Genomic DNA, 21,358 nt, shown 5'->3' with positions numbered 1-21,358 from the left:
ATATGATAAATAAGAAGAGGATTAGCACTCGGGTAAGCAGAGTGCTAATCCTCTACCAATGTTTGAAAGGGGAATACTAATGGCAAAGAAACAATTTCAGGCAGAGTCCAAAAGACTACTAGAAATGATGATTAATTCCATTTATACTCAAAAAGAAATCTTTTTAAGGGAGTTAATTTCAAATGCGAGTGATGCAATTGATAAGATGTATTACAAAGCATTAACTGATGAATCGATCCGTTTTGAGAAAGATGATTATTACATAAAAGTAGAAACAAATAAAGATGCGAGAACGTTAACACTGATCGACACAGGAATCGGAATGACAAAGGACGAGCTTGAGTCTCATTTAGGAACAATCGCAAAAAGTGGCTCACTAGCATTTAAAAAAGAAACAGAATTAAAGGACGGTCATGATATTATTGGTCAATTCGGTGTCGGATTTTATTCGGCATTTATGGTTGCTGACCGTGTAACTGTAATCAGTAAAGCTTTAGGCAGTGACGAAGCTTATAAATGGGAATCTGATGGAGAAGACGGGTACACGATTGAACCTGCTGAAAAGGAAACATTCGGGACGAAGATCATTTTAACAATCAAAGAAAATACTGAGGATGAGAGCTTTGATGAGTATTTAGAAGAATATCGAATTAAAGCTATCATTAAAAAATACTCTGATTTTATTCGTTATCCAATTAAAATGGATATCACTGAAAGAACGCCAAAAGAAGACAGCGAAAACGAGTGGGACGAGTTTACAGAAGAAAAAACAGTAAATAGCATGGTCCCAATTTGGAGAAAGAACAAAAGCGAATTGACGAATGAGGATTATGAGAACTTCTACAAGGAAAAACACTATGGCTTTGATACACCTTTGAAGCATATCCATCTAAGTGTTGATGGTGCAGTTAGATATAATTCAATTTTGTATATCCCTGAAAGTATGCCTTATGACTATTACACGAAGGAGTATGAAAAAGGATTAGAGCTATATTCAAATGGTGTGTTAATAATGAATAAATGTTCTGACTTGTTACCAGATTACTTCAGTTTTGTAAAAGGTATGGTTGACTCAGAAGACTTGTCACTTAATATTTCAAGAGAGATCTTGCAGCATGATCGTCAATTAAAAATGATTGCTAAAAATATTAAGAGTAAGATTAAGAGTCAGTTACAAAGCTTATTAAAAGAAGAACGTGAAAAGTATGAGCAATTTTACAATTCATTTGGGAGACAGCTTAAATATGGTGTTTACAGTGATTTTGGTAGTAATAAAGAGCTCTTACAAGATCTATTAATGTTCTATTCGTCAAAGGAAAAGAAATTAGTCACATTAGATGAGTATGTTTCAAGAATGCCTGAGGATCAACCTTATATCTATTATGCATCTGGAGAGTCTCATGACCGCATTGAAAAGCTTCCGCAAATTGAAGTCGTAACAGATAAGGGCTATGAAATCCTCTATTTCACAGATGATGTTGATGAATTTGCGATCAAGATGCTGACAAATTATCAAGAAAAAGAATTTAAATCTGTATCTAGTGGCGATTTAGGAATTTCAGAAGATGAGCAGGAACAAGCTGAAGCAAAGGCAGAAGATAACAAAGAATTATTTGATAAGATGCAAACGATTCTTGCTGGGAAAGTAAAGAATGTCAAAGTTTCGAAGCGTTTAAAGACACATCCAGTCTGTCTTTCAACAGAAGGCGAAGTTTCAATAGAGATGGAAAAAATCCTTAAAGCAATGCCTGACAATCAAAATATTAAGGCAGATAAGGTACTTGAAATCAATGCTAATCATGAGGTGTTCACATCATTAAAGAAGGCATTTGAACAAGACGAAGAAAAGCTAAGTTTGTATACAAACCTACTATATAACCAAGCATTATTAATTGAAGGATTACCAATTAGTGATCCAGTTGAATTTACGAATGATATGTGCAAGATAATGGTTTAGTACACTTATTAGAAGATAAGGGCATTTGCTCTTATCTTTTTTTATTTTTCATAAAGTATTTAGCTTTATTACAATACATAAAAAGAAAATCATTGTAATAAATCGTTACGAACTTACTGAAGTGGCTGTATTTGTAGAGTAGACTAATTACAATGTTAAGAAAAGTCTAACACTAGCTTGCAAAACAATAGAGGAGTGATCGGATGCAAACTCAAAAGCTATTAGTAAACGGAGAACGTCTTAAAAGTGAGCTTGAAGCCTTTGCGGAATTTGGTCTAACGTCAAATAATGGGGTTACACGTTTGGCACTAAGTGAAGAGGATCGTTTAGCACGTAATTACTTCTGCGAATGCTGCGAGAAGGCAGGGATGACAGTTAAGATCGATGACATGGGTTCGATCTATGCAACTCTTCCCGGGATCGAAGAAAAGCCACCTATTGTCATCGGTTCTCACTTGGATACAGTAAAAAAGGGGGGGCGATTTGACGGAGTCTTAGGTGTGTTAGCAGGCTTAGAGGTTGTTCGAACATTAGTTGATAACAAGATTACACCGAGGATTCCAATTATGATTGTTAATATAACAAATGAAGAAGGTGCACGTTTTGAACCATCAATGATGGCATCTGGTGTTCTATCAGGTAAATTTGATAAAGAGACAATGCATAATAAAAAAGATGAAAAAGGTATTACGTTTGAACAAGCACTTCAAGAGATCGGTTATGCAGGAGACATTCGAAACCGACTTAAGAAAGCTACTGCATTTTTAGAGTTGCACATTGAACAAGGTCCAGTCTTAGAAAGTGAAGGGCTTTCTATTGGGGTCGTTGAAGCTGTAATGGGGATGGTATGCTATGAACTAGAAATAACAGGGGAATCAGATCATGCAGGGACGACACCAATGGGGATGAGGAAGGATGCCTTATTTGCGATGAATGATTTTGTCCATGAAATCCGGCAGAAGCTAAACATTCTTGATAGTGAGTTAGTTTATACGGTTGGAAGAGTGAATGTATGGCCGAGTATTCATACCGTTATCCCTAATAAAGTGATTTTTTCTCTAGAAGCTCGTCATAAAAATACAGAGGTGGTCAGAGAAGTAGAAAGGCTTATTGCAGAACAAGCAAAAAACATTGAGATCCAAAGTGGTGTAACGATTGAATTGAAGAAATTGTGGGAGAGAGATACGGTTTGGTTTGATGAAACGTTAGTTAAGATGGTGGAGGACTCAACAAAGTCGTTAGGATACTCCTATAAAAGAATGATTAGTGGTGCTGGTCATGATGCTCAATTTATGAATACGATTGCTCCATCAGTCATGGTTTTTACACCTAGTAAGAATGGAAAAAGCCACTGCGAGGAAGAAGAAACGTCATGGGGAGAATGTGAGCAAGGTACCAATATTCTTCTAGAGACTGTGCTACATTTACTAAAGAATTAATAGTGTTATTTTCAAAATAGCTGCATACAAATATAGGGAATACAAGCCAAGCACAGCTAGAAAACAAATGGTTCTTCTAGCTGTGCTTCTCCATGTCCATTATAAATGTCTTCATGTCTGATATGAGGTAGAATGGGAAGGATAATACGATATTTTTATGAGGGGCGTTGAGTGAATGAGTATACTTGAGAGAATAGAACATCGTCTGTTTCCTTATCCAAAAGAACCTTGGATCATGGCACAAACCTGGAAGCATTTATTGTTTGCACATTATCGAGTTGAGAAAGCTGTTCTTCGCGAGCTTGTTCCTAAATGTTTTGAAATAGATACATATGATGGACAAGCTTGGATTAGCATTGTCCCTTTTGAAATGAGCGGGATCCATCTACATGGGTTACGTGAACTACCTGCTGCTCCCGTATTTGAGGAATTAAATGTCCGCACCTATATTACCTTTGGTGGAAAGCCCGGAGTATATTTCTTTAGTCTTGACGCAAATAGTGCTCTTGCTGTTAAATTTGCCAATATCACTTATGGTCTACCTTATCTCCACGCGAAAATGCGAAAGATAGTGAAAGCAGAAACAGTCGAATTCTTTAGTGAACGCACAGATGCTCGAGCAGAAAAAGGAATCTTTTCAAGTGAATATCGTCCAATAAGTGAGGAGTTTACTTCTACGTCAGGATCAATTGATTATTGGTTAACTGAACGATATTTATTATATGTCGTAAAAGGAAAAGGAATATATGAAGGGAATATCCATCATTGCCCATGGGCTCTCCAGGAAGCAGAAGCCAAATTCGAAATAAATACAGTTGCCGAGAGCGTTGGAATCCCAATTGAGGAGAAACCAGATATTCTAACTTATAGTAAAAAGCTAGATGTACTTGTTTGGAGACCGAAGAAGGTTGGGATAATCGGATAAAAGAAGAGGTCCCTTATCAGTATATTTGTCTGTTTTCTTAACTGAATAATATATATAAGCAAAAAAACATTCAGAGCATCTCTGAATGTTTTTTGTCTGCAATTCTCTACCCTAAGATAGTTTGGTAGCAGAGAGGACGGAGTGGTGATTTGCTTCGAATTCGCTACCGGGAAGAGGGCACCCTTTTCACCTGCCTTTCCTCCCACCCCGTACTCTTAATCAGTGGAGAATTATCATTTTCCAAAACCTTTTGTTTATATAATAGATCAATCCTACTTAAAATATTAGATCTTTCTTCTTATAAAGGATTCCTAAGTAATAGTCCTATTCATTTCAATACAGGTGAATGCTCGATGTCGGCACTCTCAATTTGGAGTTGGAGGCACAGTTGTTCCGCGCTGTAGTCAAAAGAGTAGATCGTACAAATTTCTTTGAGTGTCACTACTCAAAACAGTTTTGTTTGCGGTTTGAGAGGCATAACTACAATGTCTCACTGAAATACTGAAAAAAGCAATCACGTAGCGGATGAAATATACGTAGACTCCTGCGGGACACAAAAGCCAAAGGTGAGACCCCACAGGCGTAGCCGAGGAGGCTCACCGGCTTCCCGCGGAAAGCGAAGTATATTTCAGGAGCGGTTCATGTCCTTCAACTATTATTGTTTGGATTTCTATTAGTTAAATCACTTTTGTCCCAGGCTCTATTTTTTTACTTCAAACAACGACTCAAAAGTGACATATATATAAGAGGCCTCATGAAAAGTCAAAGGTGAGACCCCCTAGCGTAGCGTGATGTGGCTCACCGGTTTCTCGAGGAAAGCAAAGTATAGTTCAAGAGCGATTTACGTCCTCTAACTATCATGGTTCGGATTTGCTACTAGTTAAAAATCACTTTTGTCTCAGGCACTTTTTGTTATATAGGATAGTAAATGGTTTTAAAAGGTGACTACAGGGTATTAGTTGGTCAAGGAGTTGAATGAGCATTTATGTTTATGAGTACTCAGGTTTTGATTAGTGGAGGAGGAATCGGTGGTCTTTTGTTAGGCTACAAGCTTGCAAAAAAAGGAGTTCATGTTAGTGTCGTGGAACAAATGGCGAAAGCTTCACCTGTTTATAAAGGTGAATTATTGCAGCCAAAGAGTTTAGCAATCTTTAAGGAACTTGGTTTGATTTCTAAGATTAATAAAGAGGGCCATAAGATAAACGAAATTGAAATGATTGAAATGGATGATACAGATCATCATATTTATACACAGGGAGCTCTGAGCTATGAGGAACTCGATTCGATTGACTATGCCTTAATGGTTCCACATGAAAGACTTAAACAGTTAATTTTATCTGAAGCAATGGACTTTCAGCATTTTCATTATCTAGCTCCTGCTAAGCTACAATCTTATGAAAACGGTAGAGCAGTTGTTAAAAAGGGAGAAGAGCTTATTGATGTTGATGCTGATTTTTATATTGGGGCAGAGGGAAGAAGGTCACCAACCCGAGATGAGCTTGGAGTCTCAATTAAACCTAAGAAGTATAATCATCAATACCTTACTGTTACAATTCCAAGAAAAGATTCATTAACAGAAGGGAAAATTATCGCGACCCATTCTCGCTTCTTAGGGCTGTTTCCATTGCCTAATGGCCTAGTGAGAACAGTATATCTCATCAAAGACGGGGAATATCCTCAGGTGAAGAAAAAAGGACTAGACTTTATCCAATCTGAGTTTAAAGAGCTTGCACCAGAACTTGGGGAGTATGTGTCAGAGCTTAACGATTGGAAGAAAATACAGTTGATGACGCCAATTTCTTATCAAGCCTCAATCTATGGAAAGGGCCGGTTTGCAATTATTGGTGACGCAGCTCATGCCATTCATCCTATTGCAGGACAAGGTATGAATTTAGCTATTCAAGATGCAGACGTTCTAGGAGAACTTTTGAGTTCAATGATCTCAACTAATGATGAGTCGCTGTCATTAAGTAAATATGAACAGGTTAGAAGAAGAAGAAATGAGTTTATGATTAGACTTAGTAATCAATCAGCATTATTATATTCAATCAACAATAGATCCTTCCAACAACTTAGAATTAAAGCGATAAATAATTTAATGAATGATCCACTCTTACGATATAAACAAATGTTGAATATATCGGGTCTAGGTTTATGGAAGCTATCAGCAGCCGATTATCTGATTCAGTCAGGGCTTGTCCCAAGTAGAAGAAGGAATCGAGTACAGAACAAGCAACTTTCAAAATATGTCTTTAATCCAGCAAATGACTATCCATGGAAGTATAAATAGGGGGAATAAGTATGATTTCCGAATGGTATGAGATGATTAAGGCGAGAAAATGGATGAAAAAAAATATTCCATTTTTATACGCATGGCATGCGTATGTTGGCCATGAATTAGATTTATTTGAAGCATTTAAGAAGTCACATACAATAGACTATGTTGCAAACAAACAGGATATTTCGAAAGATCTTCTACAAAGTTGGATTGAGGTTGGTGTAGCAATCAATCACCTCAAAGAGAAAAAGTCTGGTAGATATAAAGTTAACAGACGTTTGCTGTTACCGAAAAGAAACTCTCTTTCTGGTACATTATTAAAGGAAATGATGGAGTTACATATTCCATCATTGCTGTCTTATCCAGAACTGTTAAAGACACAATCAAAAATTAGATTTGACGATAAAAAGCATGGAGAAATTGTCGCTAGAACATCAAGATTAATAGAAACAATTGCTTATCCAAACTATAAAAAATTGATTAAGGATGGCAATGTTAAATCAATTATAGACGTTGGATGTGGACATGGTGGTTATTTACAAAGGATTGCTCAGGAATATCCGCATATACAAATGGTTGGAATTGATAAACATCCTCACGTTGTCGAGAGTGCGGAAAAAGTATGTGAGTCACTAGCAAATGTAGACATTATTCATGCAGATGTGAATGAATGGAGCCCGTCAAGTAAAGAGAATGATCTTGTAATGATGAATAATATTATGCATTATGTCGCACCTGATAAACGTTTTGATTTAGTATCAAAGATGTCAAAATGGCTACATAAAAAAGGGAAAATAATCATTATTACACCTGTAAGAAATTCTGAGCATGGGAAGGAATTTTCAGCCGTTTTTAACAGTTTTTTCAGTGCACATTCTAATTTGCACACTTTACCAACCAAGACTGACTTAGAGACAATAGCTAATAAGCTAGGTATGCGAATGCGCCAGTTTGATCCAATTATCAAAGAGGGAAGCTGGTATGTTGCTGTTATAGAGAATAAATAATAATAATAAGGTACAGGTGAGAAAATCTTAGATGCTTTTCTTATCTGTACCTTATTTTTGGTTAATTATACACCTGACTAGTTCCGCTTTCTAATTAGAGGAGAGCATTTGATTCGTACTAGGGGTAGCAATTTACACCAAATTATTTCTTTTTTTTACAAAAACTTTGTAATTATTAACATTATTAATGAAGGAATTTGAAGATTTTTGTAGAATATGTAACTTGATTAAGAAATGAAAATAATTCTCATTTATTTAATAAATTGAATTAAACAGAGGAGGAAGTGGGAGCCGTGGATCAAAGGTATTCTCAACTTGCTAATATCACAAGATTAATTAACACAAAGCTAGACTTACGTGAAGTACTTCAACATGTCGTAACTGCCATCTCAGAAGAAATTGTCCAGTGTGACTCTGTGGGTATTTACTTACCACAGGAGGACGGAGTATTTCGAGGGTATGTTGGGAAGCCGGAAATAATCAATGGGATGACTCTAGATATGCATGTAATCGATACTGAATTCGATTTACTTGCTAAAGAAGTGATTGAAACCCAAAAGACTATTTATATTCCGGACACATCAAAAGATAAGCGACCAGATCCAAGAGCTGTGGAAGGTTTTCAAATTAAGTCTTTACTTGTATTACCGATTTCTCATGAGGAAGAGTTATTTGGTCTCGTTTTCTTGTTTGATTACGGCATTCCGATGAATTTAACGGAATCGGAAATTCAAACAGTAGAGTCATATGTTAATATGGCAGCCGTTGCGATTCAAAATGCTTCGAACCTTAGCCGTAAAGAAAAACTCATTAATGAAAAGCAATTGCTGCTAGATGTGACTCGTGATTTGTCTATGTGCTCTACAATGCAGGAAAGTCTTGATAAATGCTTTTTTTATATAGAAAAAGTTTTAAATAACCCGAACGTTGGTGTCCATCTTCTTGATCCTATTGCTAAAAGAGAAATAAAACCAACAATGCTCAGCAAAAAAAGTGATTGGTCAGAGAAGGACTGGATGGAAGGTCATAAGGCAATTGCGATAAATGAGGAAAATGATGCGTTGTTTAAAGAAGTTATTCAAACAAAAAAGGCAATATTAATTCCTGATGTATCACTAGATCCGAGACCGAATCCTATCGCTTGTAACAATTTTGGAATCAAAGGATTATTTTTAATGCCACTCGTTTCCATGGGAGAAGTGCTAGGTTTGATCCCAGTAGCAAATCTTGAGGAAAAAGGACAAGTTTATTCTGAAGCACAGATGCAACTTGCTCAGTCAATTGTTGACGCAACAGCCTCAACATTATCCAATTTATTATATATGGAAAAGCAAGAAATCATCATTGAAGAACGGACATCTGAAATCTATGTTAAGAATCTTGAGTTAGAAAAAGCCGTAGCAGATCTGCAAAGACTTAGTCGTGAAAAAGAATTAATTCTTAACTCAGTCGGAGATGGAATATTTGGCCTAGATTTAAATGGGAAAATTACTTTTTGTAATCCGACAAGTGAATCTCTTTTAGGCTATCGAACTTCTGAGCTAATCGGAGAATCATATGGATTTATTTTCAAAAATCAACTGAGTCCGATTAGTGCAACTACATATACTGATCTAAAAAGGAATAAGGGCAATTCGGAAGAAATATTCTATCGAAAGGATGGCACGAGCTTTCCAGTTGAATATGTTATCTCACTAATTAAAGAAGAGAAGACAGTTGTTGGTTATGTTGTCACATTTAAAGATATAACCGAAAGAAAACGAATGGAAGAGAAAATTAAATACCAAGCTTATTATGATAGTCTCACTGATTTGCCTAATAGAGTCCTTTTAAAGGACAGGCTTCTTAAAGCAATTGATCATGCAACAATGAATAATGAGAAGCTAGCAGTCTTCTTCCTAGATTTAGATCGTTTCAAATTAATTAATGACACATTGGGCCATAGCTATGGTGATTATTTACTAAGGGATGTTGGAAATCGCCTACGTGCCGCCGTACCTAATTGTGCGACCGTCTCTCGACAGGGCGGGGATGAATTTACGATTTTTGTTCCTTCCATTAAAGACAAGGATGAAGTCTTATCCATTGTAAATAATATCAATCAGGCATTTTCGAATCAGTTTGATATAAAGGGTCACGAGGTCTATGTAAAAAGCAGTATAGGAATAAGTATTTTCCCACAAGATGGTTGTACAACAGATGAACTTATTAAGAATGCCGACACGGCTATGTATAAATCGAAAGAATTTACCGGTAAAAACTTTCATTATTATGAATCTGAAATGGATAGCAGATCATTTGAAAGTATTAAAATAGAAAATGATTTATACAAAGCATTAGAAAAAAATGAATTCATCATTTATTACCAACCACAGATTGACTATCGAACAAAGGAAATAGTAGGAGTAGAAGCTCTTCTTAGATGGAATCATCCTACTGAAGGAATGATCTCACCTGAGGTATTTATTCCATTGGCAGAAGAAACCGGCTTAATTGTTCCTATCGGGGAGTGGGTCTTACGTAATGCTTGCAAACAAATGAAGGAATGGCATCAATTAGGGTTTCCGAAAATCGGTGTCTCAGTTAATTTGTCGGTTAGACAGTTTGAACAGAATGATTTATTTTCCGTCATTAAAAAAATACTAGGCGATGTCGAACTAGAACCAAAGTATTTATATTTAGAGTTAACAGAAAATCAACTTATCAAAAATAAAGAAGTTACGTTACAGACGTTAGAACAATTGAAAAATCTAGGAATAAGTATAGCGATTGATGATTTTGGTACTGGGTATTCCTCACTTGGTTATTTAAAGAACTTTCCTATTAGCACATTAAAAATAGATAAATCTTTTGTAATGGATCTAATTGAAGATTCAGATGATGCAGCCATTACTGACACAATTATTATTCTAGCTCAAAACCTTAAACTTAATGTTATTGCCGAAGGGGTTGAGACAAAAGAACAGGCTGAGTTTCTATTTTCTAGGGATTGTTTTTATATGCAGGGTTACTTTTTTAATAGACCAATATCAGCTAGTGAAATAACTGCTAAGTATGTTTTAACAAATAAAATAATAAGCACATAGGGAGGAAGAAAATGAAAGCAGTACGATCAGTTTTAGAATATTTAAAGGCAAATGGGGTAGAGCATATTTTTGGTATACCTGCGGGATCTGTTAATGCATTTTTTGACGAATTATATGATATGCCTGAGATCACACCAATTATTACGAAGCATGAAGGAGCTGCTTCATACATGGCTGCTGCTTATGCAAAGTATTCTAATAAGATGAGCGTGTGTATCGCTTGTAGTGGACCTGGTGGAACAAATCTTGCAACAGGTGCAGCTAACGCTATGCGAGAGCATTTACCTGTACTATTCTTAACTGGTGCAGTACCGGTGAATACAGTTGGATTAAATGCGTCGCAAGAGTTAAATGCAGAACCTATTTACAAGACAATCACTAAGTATAGTGTGACTGTCAATCGTGCACAAGACTTACTTGCTGAAATTGTTAAAGCGACAGAGATTGCCGTTTCTGGTGTGCCCGGTCCAGTTCATGTCGCCATGCCTATTGATATCCAGCTCGAAAACGTAGTAGACATCACAGTCCCTTCACCTCCGAATAGAAAACCAATGATTCCTAATGCAGAGACAATTGCAAAGGTTGCAGAAGAGTTAATTCGTAGAGAGAGTGGATATATCTTTGTTGGTCAAGGAATTAGACATTCAGTTGAATCCGTATTAGAGCTTTCAGAGCTGTTAGATTGGCCAATCATTACTTCCCCACAAGCCAAGGGATATATTCAGGATAGTCATCCTTTATTAGCTGGAGTATTTGGTTTTGCTGGTCACGAGAAGGCTTCTGAACTTGTAAATGAAGGGGATGGAAAGGCTCTACTTATTCTAGGGTCTAGCTTAGGTGAGACAGCAACGAACAATTGGAATCCAAATTTGACCAAGGATCGATTTACTGTTCAGATGGATTTTGACCAAGCTGTTTTTAATCGTAAATATGAGATTGATATTCCTGTTTTAGGTGATATTCATTTAAGTCTTTTATTCTTAATAGAAGAATTAAAAGGTCTAGGCTTAACAAGAACGAAATATGAGGAAGTCAGTATAAAAGAAGAAGTCGATCTAACGGAATATAGTACGAAGAATGTCTTATTACAATTACAAAAGCATCTACCCTCTGCTACTAGATATACGATTGATATAGGAGAGTTCATGGCATATGTCATACACCATATGAATGTATTAGAGATGGATACATTTGATATCAATGTCCATTTCGGTGCGATGGGTACTGGGATTGGTTCTGCCATTGGTTCACAGTTAGCAGAACCGAACCGTCCTGTCGTTTGTGTGACCGGAGATGGTTGCTTCTTCATGCATGGGATGGAGATTTTGACTGCAAAGGAATACAATTTGCCGATTTTGTTTGTTGTGATGAATAATGCAAGATTAGGTATGGTGTATCATGGTCATTCGTTACAATATAAGCGCTCACACTCTTGTTTTGAGCAAGAGCCCACAAATATTTCAGCAATGGCAACAGCAATGGGGATTCCTAGCATGAGAGTTGAAGGTATGGGAGACTTGACACAGGACCAAATTATAGAGTTAACTAATTTAAATGGTCCTATGATTCTTGAGGTTGCTCTAGTAGATAATAATATCCCACCAATGGGGGACCGTGTGAAATTTTTATCTTCGTTTGGTAAATAATAAGAATCAACTTATCAGAAAGCCACTGAACATGTTTTCAGTGGCTTTCTTTTAGTTCAGTTAAGATTCTATAAATGGGAATAATCGTTACTTAGTATTTCTATTATTGCCCCGAATGTCTTTCCTTTAAACTCATCAGGAACTGAATGACCATTAGGGTCAGAATAGTAACAAGTACCAGAATCTTCAATGAATTGATATCCGAGGTTGCTTAATGATTGTCGTAAGGGAACGGGTATCTGATTAATACCCGTGTGTTTCGCAAAATACTCAGTTACTGAAATAGTAACGTCAATATCCATCGGTCCAGTATGTAAGTGGATTAGGTCGTTTTCACGTTGCATCATCCATTGTCCTTTAGTAAACAATGAAATTCGCGATCGTTCTATTGAGGCAAGTCCTGCTAAGTTAATACCGAAAAATTCATTTATCGCATTTCGAATGGTTTTCCCAGTTAGCGGTTGAGCACTTTGGGAAATATGGGAATCAAGTAGTACATGAGGATCGTTCGAATCAAGCTGACTTTCTGTTTTGATATGTCTTGTCAAAAGTGGAACGATAGATAAATTAATACCATAGATTTGAGAGATTAGTTCATGAATTTCTAAACTTGTAATGGATTCCAATGTGGATAGATGTGCATCCATCAATTCGTTTTTAGCCAATAGAGATATGCCTTCTGAAGAATGAACTTCTGACATTTGAATAACCTCCTAATAATGAATATTTTTATTTCATCATAACCTATTTTCTAGAATAAAGGTAAGAAGAGTTCTAGTTTTTTGCATATTGTGGTAATTTTTGTCTAATTTAATGATAGAATTTTGTTTAATTTATTTTTTCTGAAAATTATATTTACTTTTTGTAAGAAAATGTTACTATACTTTAATACTAGCTTTTTGGGGGGATTTTACTTGATTACATTTTTCGGGGCACTTATTTTACTTGTACTTGGGTATGTTTGCTATTCTAAATTCGTTGAAAAGGTATTTGTCATTAATGACAATACACCGACACCTGCTTATACAAAGAGAGATAATATGGACTATGTTCCAATGAGCTGGTGGAAGGGGAATTTAATACAGCTTTTGAACATTGCAGGTCTTGGCCCGATCTACGGAGCGGTTGCGGGTGCTCTTTACGGTCCAGTTGCCTTTATTTGGATTGTGATTGGTTGTATTTTTGCAGGGGGAGTCCATGATTATTTCTCGGGGATGATGTCACTTAGGCATAATGGAGCACAGTTTCCCGCACTTGTTGGTAAATACTTAGGGAAGTATGTCAGAACATTTATCAATGCTTTATCGTTAGTCTTGATGATTTTGGTAGCGGCAGCTTTTACAGCAGGACCTGCACAATTAATCTCTCAAATTACACCTTTAAGTTTTATCGTTGCACTTATAGTTATTTTTGCTTATTTTGTTCTTGCAACAATTTTACCTGTAAATCGAATCATTGGTAAGATATACCCTTTGTTCGGGGCGATCTTGCTTATAATGGCTATCTCTGTAGGTGTTGCTCTAGTTGTTACAGGGAAACCAATACCAAATCTAACAGTTGAAAATTTACATCCAGGTGATCTACCTATTTGGCCATTATTAATGGTTACGATCTCATGCGGGGCTATTTCAGGTTTTCATTGTACACAAAGTCCAATTATTGCTAGGACGATGAAAAAAGAATCAGATGGTCGCAAAATCTTTTATGGTGCAATGATTACTGAAGGAATCATTGCCTTAATCTGGGCAGCAGCGGGAATGGCATTCTTTAATGGAACAGTTGGATTGCAGGAAGCACTTGCTGCTGGTGGCCCATCAGGTGTCGTTAATGAAATTTCTACTTCCTTACTTGGAACAGTCGGTGGAATTCTGGCAATCTTAGGTGTAATCATTTTACCAATTACGACAGGTGATACAGCTCTTCGTTCATCTAGAATGATTTTGACAGATGTTTTGGCAAAGTTCTTCAATATGGAAGGGAAAATCAAAGTAATATTGGTGACCATTCCTGTTGCGATCCCTGCGTTTTTTCTTGCAACAATTGATTACACGTTTTTATGGAGATATGTTGGTTGGACCAATCAAGTGGTCGCAACGGTCATGCTCTGGACTGCAGCTATGTATTTACTCAAAAATAAGAGGCTTCACTGGATTTGTGGCTTACCAGCTATGTTCATGACGGCTGTTGTTTGTACGTATATTTTCTATGCACCAGAAGGATTGAATCTTGATTATCAGTTATCACTGGTTATTGGTTTGGTGTTAACTACTCTGGTTGGTTTTTGGTATATTGCTCAAATTCGAAAGCATCCTACAAGTAAAATACACGTTAGAAAAAATCCTGCAGCATAGCAAAGTAAAATCTTTATCCAAGTGAAAAAATAAGTAAGAGGCTGGGACAAAAGTGATTTAACTAATGGAAAATCCGAACAATAGTGGTTGGCGGACGTAAACCGCTCCTGAAATATACTTCGCTTTCCGCGGGAAGCCGGTGAGCCTCCTCGTGCTTCGCACTACGGGGTCTCACCTTTGGCTTTTAGGTCCCGCAGGAGTCTACGTATATTTCATCCGCTACATAATTGCTTTGTTCGGCATTTCAGTTAAACATTTTAGTTATGTCCCAACCTCTTTACTTTTTTGGGGTAAATGAAGCAAAATTATGTATAATGTTTATTGAAGTCATTAAAGAAGGTGTTAATATGATTAGATTTTTTGGAATTTCTAAAGAGAATCAGTTAGTGAACAATATCTCTTTAGTTGATGTAGACTTATCTCAATATATCTGGTATTGGGTTGATTTTGATCAGCCAACAGATGACGAGATACAACATTTAGGCGAGACGTTTCATTTTCATCCCTTGGCGATTGAAGATTGTATTCATAGGCTTCAGCGTCCGAAATTAGACTACTATGGTGATCATACTTTTTATGTTACACATAGTCTAAGAGAAAATGAAGAAGAAAAGGAATTTATCAATGACGAGTTAAATTTCTTTGTAGGAGAAAATTATATTGTCAGTTTTCATCGTATGCCTGCACCTGAGATAGATCAAGTTAGAGAGAGGCTACTTGCTCAAAAAGACTATAACAATATGGATCCTTTTTATGTTTTTTATCAGGTATTGGACAAGATTGTAGATAATTATTTCCCGTTAATTTATAAAATTGAAGATGAGCTAGATCGAATTGAAAAAAATACACAGAATAAGTCAATGAATCATCTTTTAAATGAATTATTTGATACGAGATATTTGTTGCTGAACTTAAGACATACAGTTCATCCTATGCGTGACTTGCTTTACAGAATGTTGAATTCAACTCATTTAAATGGTGTTAAAGAGAGACGTGAGTATTTCTCAGATATTTATGATCACCTATTGAAATTGGCTGAGATGGTTATGTCAAATAGAGAAATCACTGCTGATATAAGAGATAGCTATCTTTCTTTAAATGCCCATCAAACAAATAATGTGATGAAGGTTCTTACAATTATTACATCTATCTTTGCACCATTGACGTTTATTGCTGGGATATATGGAATGAATTTTGAAAATATGCCGGAGTTAACTTGGAAATATGGTTATTTTCTTGCACTTGGATTGATGGGGGTAAGTGGTGTAGTGTTGCTTCTTTGGTTTAGAAGCAAGGGTTGGTTTAAATAATTTATAAACTAAAGCAGACCTATTATCTTTTTAAGATGATGGGTTTTTGTCTTGCATCACAATAGTGAAATTCCCGACGTTTCAAAACGAATTTAATAGGGAAAAAGTATATACAAGACATTTGAAACAGCGTGTTAATATCTTTTGTTTATAAACTACTATCCTACTGGGAGAGTAGAAGGAGAACAGAATTAGAAAAGGAGGATGTACCATGTGGTTTCTATTCTTTTTATTGCTAGTGATGTGGCTGTTAGGATTTATTTCAGGAAATGTGTTTGGTGGGTTTCTTCACATTTTACTAGTAGTTGCCGTGATTGTGGTGCTGATTAGAGTCATACAAGGTCGCAGGCCCCTTTAAAAATAAGAAGATTAAGGTGATAATATGACTAGGGAAATAAGAAAAGACAGCAAAAAAATGCACGCTACTGAAGAAAATTTCAATTCGAAAAGAACAAGTTTTATTAAATATCTCTACTATAGTGTCATAACACTAGCGATAATTTTTGTTCTGGTTTATTATGTTATCCCAGCCATTGGGTAAGTAATATGGATATGGACCAAATGAGTAAAGGCAAGGGTCAAAGACCCTTGCCTTTTTTTGAGATCCTAAAAAGTATAAGCAGAACCGACAATAACCAGTAGGATGAATAACACAATAATTAATGTAAAGCTGTTTGTTCCAGTAACGTGACTCATGAAGAATTCCTCCTTTTTGAGTGACTACACCATATACCTATGTCAACAAGGAGAAAATGGGTGGGCGTTTGTCAAGATTTTACCTAAAATAGGCAGGTGCCTTGTAGAATAAATATATTAACTTGTAGCAAAAGAATCATGATACGATATTGATAGACTTGCTTGAAATAAATGATTATTAGTTAAATAGATGAACGAATTCATTAAAGGAAGGTGTAATTCGAATGAAGTTTTTCCACACGGCGGATTGGCATTTAGGAAAGTTGGTTCAAGGCGTCTATATGACAGAGGATCAACGCCATGTGCTGAATCAATTCGTGCAAGCTGTAAAAGAAGAAAAGCCCGATGCTGTTATTATTGCGGGGGATTTGTATGATCGTGCGATTCCTCCTACAGAAGCAGTTGATGTATTAGACGATATTTTAGAGACAATTGTAATTAAGCTTAACACGCCAGTTCTCGCTATTGGTGGAAATCATGATGGACCCCAACGACTTGATTTTGGACGCCGTATGATGAAGTCTAATGGCTTTCATATTGTCGGTCAATTTACAAATATCTTTGAACCAGTTGTTTTAAATGATGAGCATGGAGAGGTTCATTTTCATTTGATTCCATACGTAGACCCAAGTAAAGTGCGATATGAAATGCAGCTAGATGAGGTTCGCACCCATGATGATGCAATGAAATCAATCGTCGAGCAATTAACCAGGTCAATGGATCCTAATTCTCGTCATGTTTTTGTTGGACATGCGTTTGTTACGCCTGGAGGAGAACCAAAAGAAAATACAAGTGATTCAGAACGCCCATTAGCTATTGGTGGGGTAGAGCATGTGAATGCAAGCGTCTTTGAACCGTTTCACTATACCGCACTTGGTCATTTGCACCAGGCACACCACGTTGGGAATGAAAAGATTCGCTATGCAGGTTCTCCATTGAAATATTCAATTTCAGAAGAACATCATAAAAAAGGATACTTCATTGTTAATCTAGACAAAGAGGGACATACGACGGTTGAGAAACGTCTGCTTGACCCCATTCGTCATATTCGAACAGTAGAGGGTACGATTGATGAGATTGAACAACATAAGCGAAATGACGACTATGTTTTTATTAAACTTCTTGATGAAAATCCTGTTCTTTCACCAATGGAAAGAGTCCGTTCTGTTTATCCAAATGCGATGCATATTGAAAGAAGGATAACAGCTGTGACTAGTGAGATAGAAGCCACATTCTCTAGATCCAAGATGGATGAATTGTCCTTATTTAAAGCATTTTATAAGGAAGTAAAGGCTGAAGATATGACACAAGAGACAGAACAGCTTTTTAAAGAAGTATTGCAGGAGACGATTCAAGAGGATGGTGGACGTTCATGAAACCATTAAAACTAACGATTACGGCATTTGGTCCTTATAAACACAAAGAAGTGATCGATTTTAGTGAATTAAATGATCACCGACTTTTTGTTGTTTCTGGAAACACAGGATCCGGGAAGACATCGATATTCGATGCGATATGCTATGCGTTGTATGGAGAGGCTAGTGGAGAGGATCGAAGTGAGCCACGTATGCTACGAAGTCAATTTGCAGCTGAAGAAGACCACACATCCGTTGATTTTTGTTTTGAAATTCGTAATCGAACATACCGAGTGTTGCGGCAGATGGCTCATATTAAAGGCACGAACAAGACTGCTTCTGGAGATAAGTATGAAATCTATGAATTGGTAGAGGGAAAAGAAACTCTGCTAGTTGATCGACTAAATGTGACGACGGTTAATCAGAAGATTCAAGACATCATTGGACTAACAAAGGCCCAATTTAGTCAAATTGTCATGCTACCACAAGGAGAGTTCCGAAAGCTGTTAACATCGGAAACTGAAAATAAAGAAGACATTCTACGAAAAATATTTAAAACGGGTTTATTTAAGTCAATGGCAGAGCGATTAAATGAAAAGAGAGTTGAAGCACAGAAACAGTTTGACTTTGAAAAACGAGAAAGAGATTTGACCATTAAAAACCTTGAAAAAACAGTACCTAGACGAGAAGATTCACTTCTGGCCAATGTTTTTGATCAAGAAAGTTACAATACCCACCAAATACTTGAAGCACTTGATAAAGAGATTTCTTACTACAAAGAGGAACAGGGGAAACAGCAGCAAAAGGTTGCAGAGACTTCACTAAGCTTTCAAGAGAAAACAGTGTACTATCACGAAGCGAAATCGACAAATGAACGACTTAAGTTACTTGAGGTAAAAAGGCAGCAAAAAGCTGACTTAGATAACAGCAAACCTCTCATGCTAGAAAAGGAACAGAAACTAAAAAGTGCAGATCGAGCAAAAGAAATAGCTGTTCATGAGGAACATTATCTTGATGTGAATATAGAACTAGAAGAATTAAATGACTCTTTTCAGACGGCTAAAACTGAATTAAATGAAGTTCAAGATCAGCTCGCAACTATCCAACTCACCTATGAAAGAGAAGAGGCGAAACAAAAAGAGCGTGATCAGATGAGTGCTCAGTTGACGAAGCTACAAGATTATGTTGAAGATGTCGGCGGTCTTCAGGTAATGAAGCAAGACATCAAACAGTTGGCGATTGAGGAAGCGAATTCTAAGGAACTAAGTGAAGAACTTCTTCTTCAATTAATGGAAGCAAAAGAAGAAAGAACGGAATTATTAACGCAAATCAAGGAGCTAGAAATAAAGGTGAAGCTCCTTCCAAAGAGATCAGAAGAGCTGGTTGTAGAAAGAGAAAAATCAAAACTTATTGGCAGCTTCATTGAGCTACAACGAAAGCAAGCAGTGCTCTCAACAGACTGTTTTGAGCAAGAACAACGTTTAGTGGCAGCAAGAACAGCCTATAGAACAATTGAAACCGGGTGGATCGAGGGACAAGCTAGCTTATTGGCTGTTCACTTACATGATGGTGAAGCGTGTCCAGTTTGTGGAAGCGATCAGCATCCGAATAAGGCCAAGCTGGATGTAGAGCTCCCAACAAAGGAAAACCTTGAAGAAAAGCGGAACGAGTTAAATCAAATCGAAAAATCATTCCACGAGCTTCGAGCTAAGCTAAGTAATGTTCAATCACAATTGTCTGATTACGAACAAGAGCTAACAGTCTATGAACTGGATTTTGAGCATATAAATACCTACTTTGAACAGACGAAACAGTTGGAGAAAACGCTCCAATCTGAAATTACTCAGCTGAAAATCGATCAGGAGACATTAGAAGAAATAAAGGCAAAACTAGAAGCATACGACCTGAAAATCGAACAATTAGAAGTCAAGAAGACCACAAATGATCAACAATGGAATGAACTACTATCTAGGTATCGAACCGAACAAGCATTATTTGAAGCGAAAATTAAAACAATCCCTGAGCATCTTCAAGAGATGGATGCTCTCCAAGCTGAAATTAAACGAGTACAAACCGAAAAACAAACGCTTGAGGACCAATGGAAAGTCGTTCAAAAACAATTGACAGAAGTAAAAGAACGCCATCTCCAAATAACAGCAATGCTAGAAAACCTGACCCAGCAAATAAACAAGACAGCTAGTCGAAAAGATAAATCACTTCTTACTTTTCAAAATGCAATAATAAATGCAGGTTTTAACACGGAAGAAGAATATAAGCTTGCAAAGATGATTGAATCGGACAAAGAAGCATTGCAACTTGAGATTGAAACGTTTAATACCGATCTTTCCTCATTGATTAAACAGATAACTGAACTTGAGAAAGATCTGAAAATGAAGCAAGAAGTAGATCTGATTGCATTACAAAATGAATTAGCTGAACTAGAGAATCAACTTGAGCAAATGAAAAAAGTACAGCTACAAATCGAAGGATACCTGCAGACATCGGAGCGGGCTTACCAAAGTATTTGTGAAATTAATGAGAAGGTTGCTGAGACTGAAAAAAATTATTTCCTTCATAAGGATCTCTATGACGTTGTTAGGGGAGATAATCAGAAAAAGATTTCATTCGAACGTTATTTGCAAATTGAGTATTTAGAACAAATCGTCCAAGAAGCAAATCAACGCCTATATCGTCTTTCTAGTGGACAATTCCAATTAATTCGAAGTGATCGACTAGAAAAAAGAGGGAAACAAAGTGGGCTTAGTCTTGATGTTTACGATAATTACACCGGTCAAAATCGTGATGTTAAATCATTATCTGGTGGGGAGAAATTTAATGCTTCATTATGTCTCGCTCTTGGAATGGTTGACGTAATTCAATCACATCAAGGAGGCATTTCGATTGAGACGATGTTTATCGATGAGGGCTTTGGATCACTAGATGAGGAGTCATTAAATAAAGCAATTGATACGTTGGTTACCTTGCAAAAGTCAGGTAGGTTAGTCGGAGTGATCTCACATGTTCAGGAGTTAAAGCAAGCATTTCCTGCCATTCTCGATGTTAAGAAGACAAAGGAAGGACATAGCCAAACATCATTTATCATTAAATAAAGAAATTAGGTTGGGACAAAATTGATTTAATTAATATAAAATCGGAACAATGTTAATTGGTTACGTTAACGGCTACTGAAAAATACTACGCTTTATCATCCCACAGGAGTCTACGTATATTTCATCCGCTACGTGATTGCTTGCTTTGTTCGGTGTTTCAGCTAGACACTTTAGTTATGTTCCATCCTCTAGATCTTA

14 protein-coding genes are annotated in these 21,358 nt (G+C 36.6%); 12 read left to right on the top strand and 2 right to left on the bottom strand.

The window, feature by feature from the left end; translation table 11 throughout:
* Positions 1–79: 79 nt before the first annotated feature.
* The 7 genes from htpG (at position 80) to J7W16_RS19285 (ending at position 12,338) form a co-directional block, all read left to right on the top strand.
* Entirely contained in the window at positions 80–1,957 is a 1,878-nt protein-coding gene (gene htpG / locus J7W16_RS19315) for a molecular chaperone HtpG (RefSeq protein ID WP_210599135.1), read from the top strand.
* Positions 1,958–2,160: 203 nt separating this feature from the next.
* Positions 2,161–3,396, top strand: coding sequence for a Zn-dependent hydrolase (locus J7W16_RS19310; protein WP_210599134.1), 1,236 nt, complete (start codon positions 2,161–2,163; stop codon positions 3,394–3,396).
* A 175-nt stretch (positions 3,397–3,571) separates the two neighbouring features.
* A complete protein-coding gene (locus J7W16_RS19305; protein WP_210599133.1) occupies positions 3,572–4,321 on the top strand; it encodes a YqjF family protein in 750 nt (249 codons plus the stop codon).
* A 985-nt stretch (positions 4,322–5,306) separates the two neighbouring features.
* Positions 5,307–6,611 carry an FAD-dependent oxidoreductase gene (locus J7W16_RS19300; RefSeq protein WP_210599132.1) on the top strand — a complete coding sequence of 435 codons (1,305 nt, stop codon included), beginning with the start codon at positions 5,307–5,309 and terminating at the stop codon, positions 6,609–6,611.
* An 11-nt stretch (positions 6,612–6,622) separates the two neighbouring features.
* Entirely contained in the window at positions 6,623–7,606 is a 984-nt protein-coding gene (locus J7W16_RS19295) for a class I SAM-dependent methyltransferase (RefSeq protein WP_210599131.1), read from the top strand.
* 284 nt (positions 7,607–7,890) lie between these two features.
* Positions 7,891–10,692 carry an EAL domain-containing protein gene (locus J7W16_RS19290; RefSeq protein WP_210599130.1) on the top strand — a complete coding sequence of 934 codons (2,802 nt, stop codon included), beginning with the start codon at positions 7,891–7,893 and terminating at the stop codon, positions 10,690–10,692.
* 11 nt (positions 10,693–10,703) lie between these two features.
* Positions 10,704–12,338 (top strand): thiamine pyrophosphate-binding protein, encoded by a 1,635-nt coding sequence (locus tag J7W16_RS19285; RefSeq protein WP_210599129.1) that lies wholly within the window; start codon positions 10,704–10,706, stop codon positions 12,336–12,338.
* Positions 12,339–12,406: 68 nt separating this feature from the next.
* On the opposite strand, the gene J7W16_RS19280 is transcribed toward J7W16_RS19285, so the two are convergent.
* Positions 12,407–13,039, bottom strand: a complete 633-nt coding sequence (locus J7W16_RS19280) for a hypothetical protein (protein WP_210599128.1) — start codon at positions 13,037–13,039, stop codon at positions 12,407–12,409.
* 213 nt (positions 13,040–13,252) lie between these two features.
* Here J7W16_RS19280 and J7W16_RS19275 point away from each other — a divergent pair, with 213 nt between their 5' ends.
* The 3 genes from J7W16_RS19275 (at position 13,253) to J7W16_RS19265 (ending at position 16,357) form a co-directional block, all read left to right on the top strand.
* Positions 13,253–14,689, top strand: coding sequence for a carbon starvation CstA family protein (locus tag J7W16_RS19275; protein WP_210599127.1), 1,437 nt, complete (start codon positions 13,253–13,255; stop codon positions 14,687–14,689).
* Positions 14,690–15,036: 347 nt separating this feature from the next.
* Entirely contained in the window at positions 15,037–15,999 is a 963-nt protein-coding gene (gene corA / locus J7W16_RS19270; RefSeq protein WP_210599126.1) for a magnesium/cobalt transporter CorA, read from the top strand.
* A gap of 211 nt (positions 16,000–16,210) precedes the next feature.
* Positions 16,211–16,357, top strand: coding sequence for a lmo0937 family membrane protein (locus tag J7W16_RS19265; RefSeq protein WP_210599125.1), 147 nt, complete (start codon positions 16,211–16,213; stop codon positions 16,355–16,357).
* Between the two features lie 248 nt (positions 16,358–16,605).
* Here the strand turns inward: J7W16_RS19265 and J7W16_RS19260 are convergent, their stop codons facing one another.
* Positions 16,606–16,695 (bottom strand): YjcZ family sporulation protein, encoded by a 90-nt coding sequence (locus tag J7W16_RS19260; RefSeq protein WP_210599124.1) that lies wholly within the window; start codon positions 16,693–16,695, stop codon positions 16,606–16,608.
* 224 nt (positions 16,696–16,919) lie between these two features.
* On the opposite strand from J7W16_RS19260, the gene J7W16_RS19255 reads away from it, so the two are divergent.
* Both J7W16_RS19255 and J7W16_RS19250 read left to right on the top strand, forming a co-directional pair.
* Positions 16,920–18,071: an exonuclease SbcCD subunit D gene (locus J7W16_RS19255; protein WP_210599123.1), complete on the top strand. Its 1,152-nt coding sequence runs from the start codon at positions 16,920–16,922 to the stop codon at positions 18,069–18,071.
* On the top strand, positions 18,068–21,160 hold the full coding sequence (locus J7W16_RS19250) for an AAA family ATPase (protein ID WP_210599122.1): 3,093 nt from the start codon (positions 18,068–18,070) through the stop codon (positions 21,158–21,160). The genes J7W16_RS19255 and J7W16_RS19250 overlap by 4 nt, the downstream gene beginning before the upstream one ends.
* Positions 21,161–21,358: the final 198 nt, after the last annotated feature.

The organism is Halalkalibacter suaedae (genome assembly GCF_017939705.1).
In the GTDB taxonomy this organism is placed as follows: domain Bacteria; phylum Bacillota; class Bacilli; order Bacillales; family Bacillaceae_D; genus Halalkalibacter; species Halalkalibacter suaedae.
This window is presented reverse-complemented; position numbering and strand designations above follow the sequence as displayed.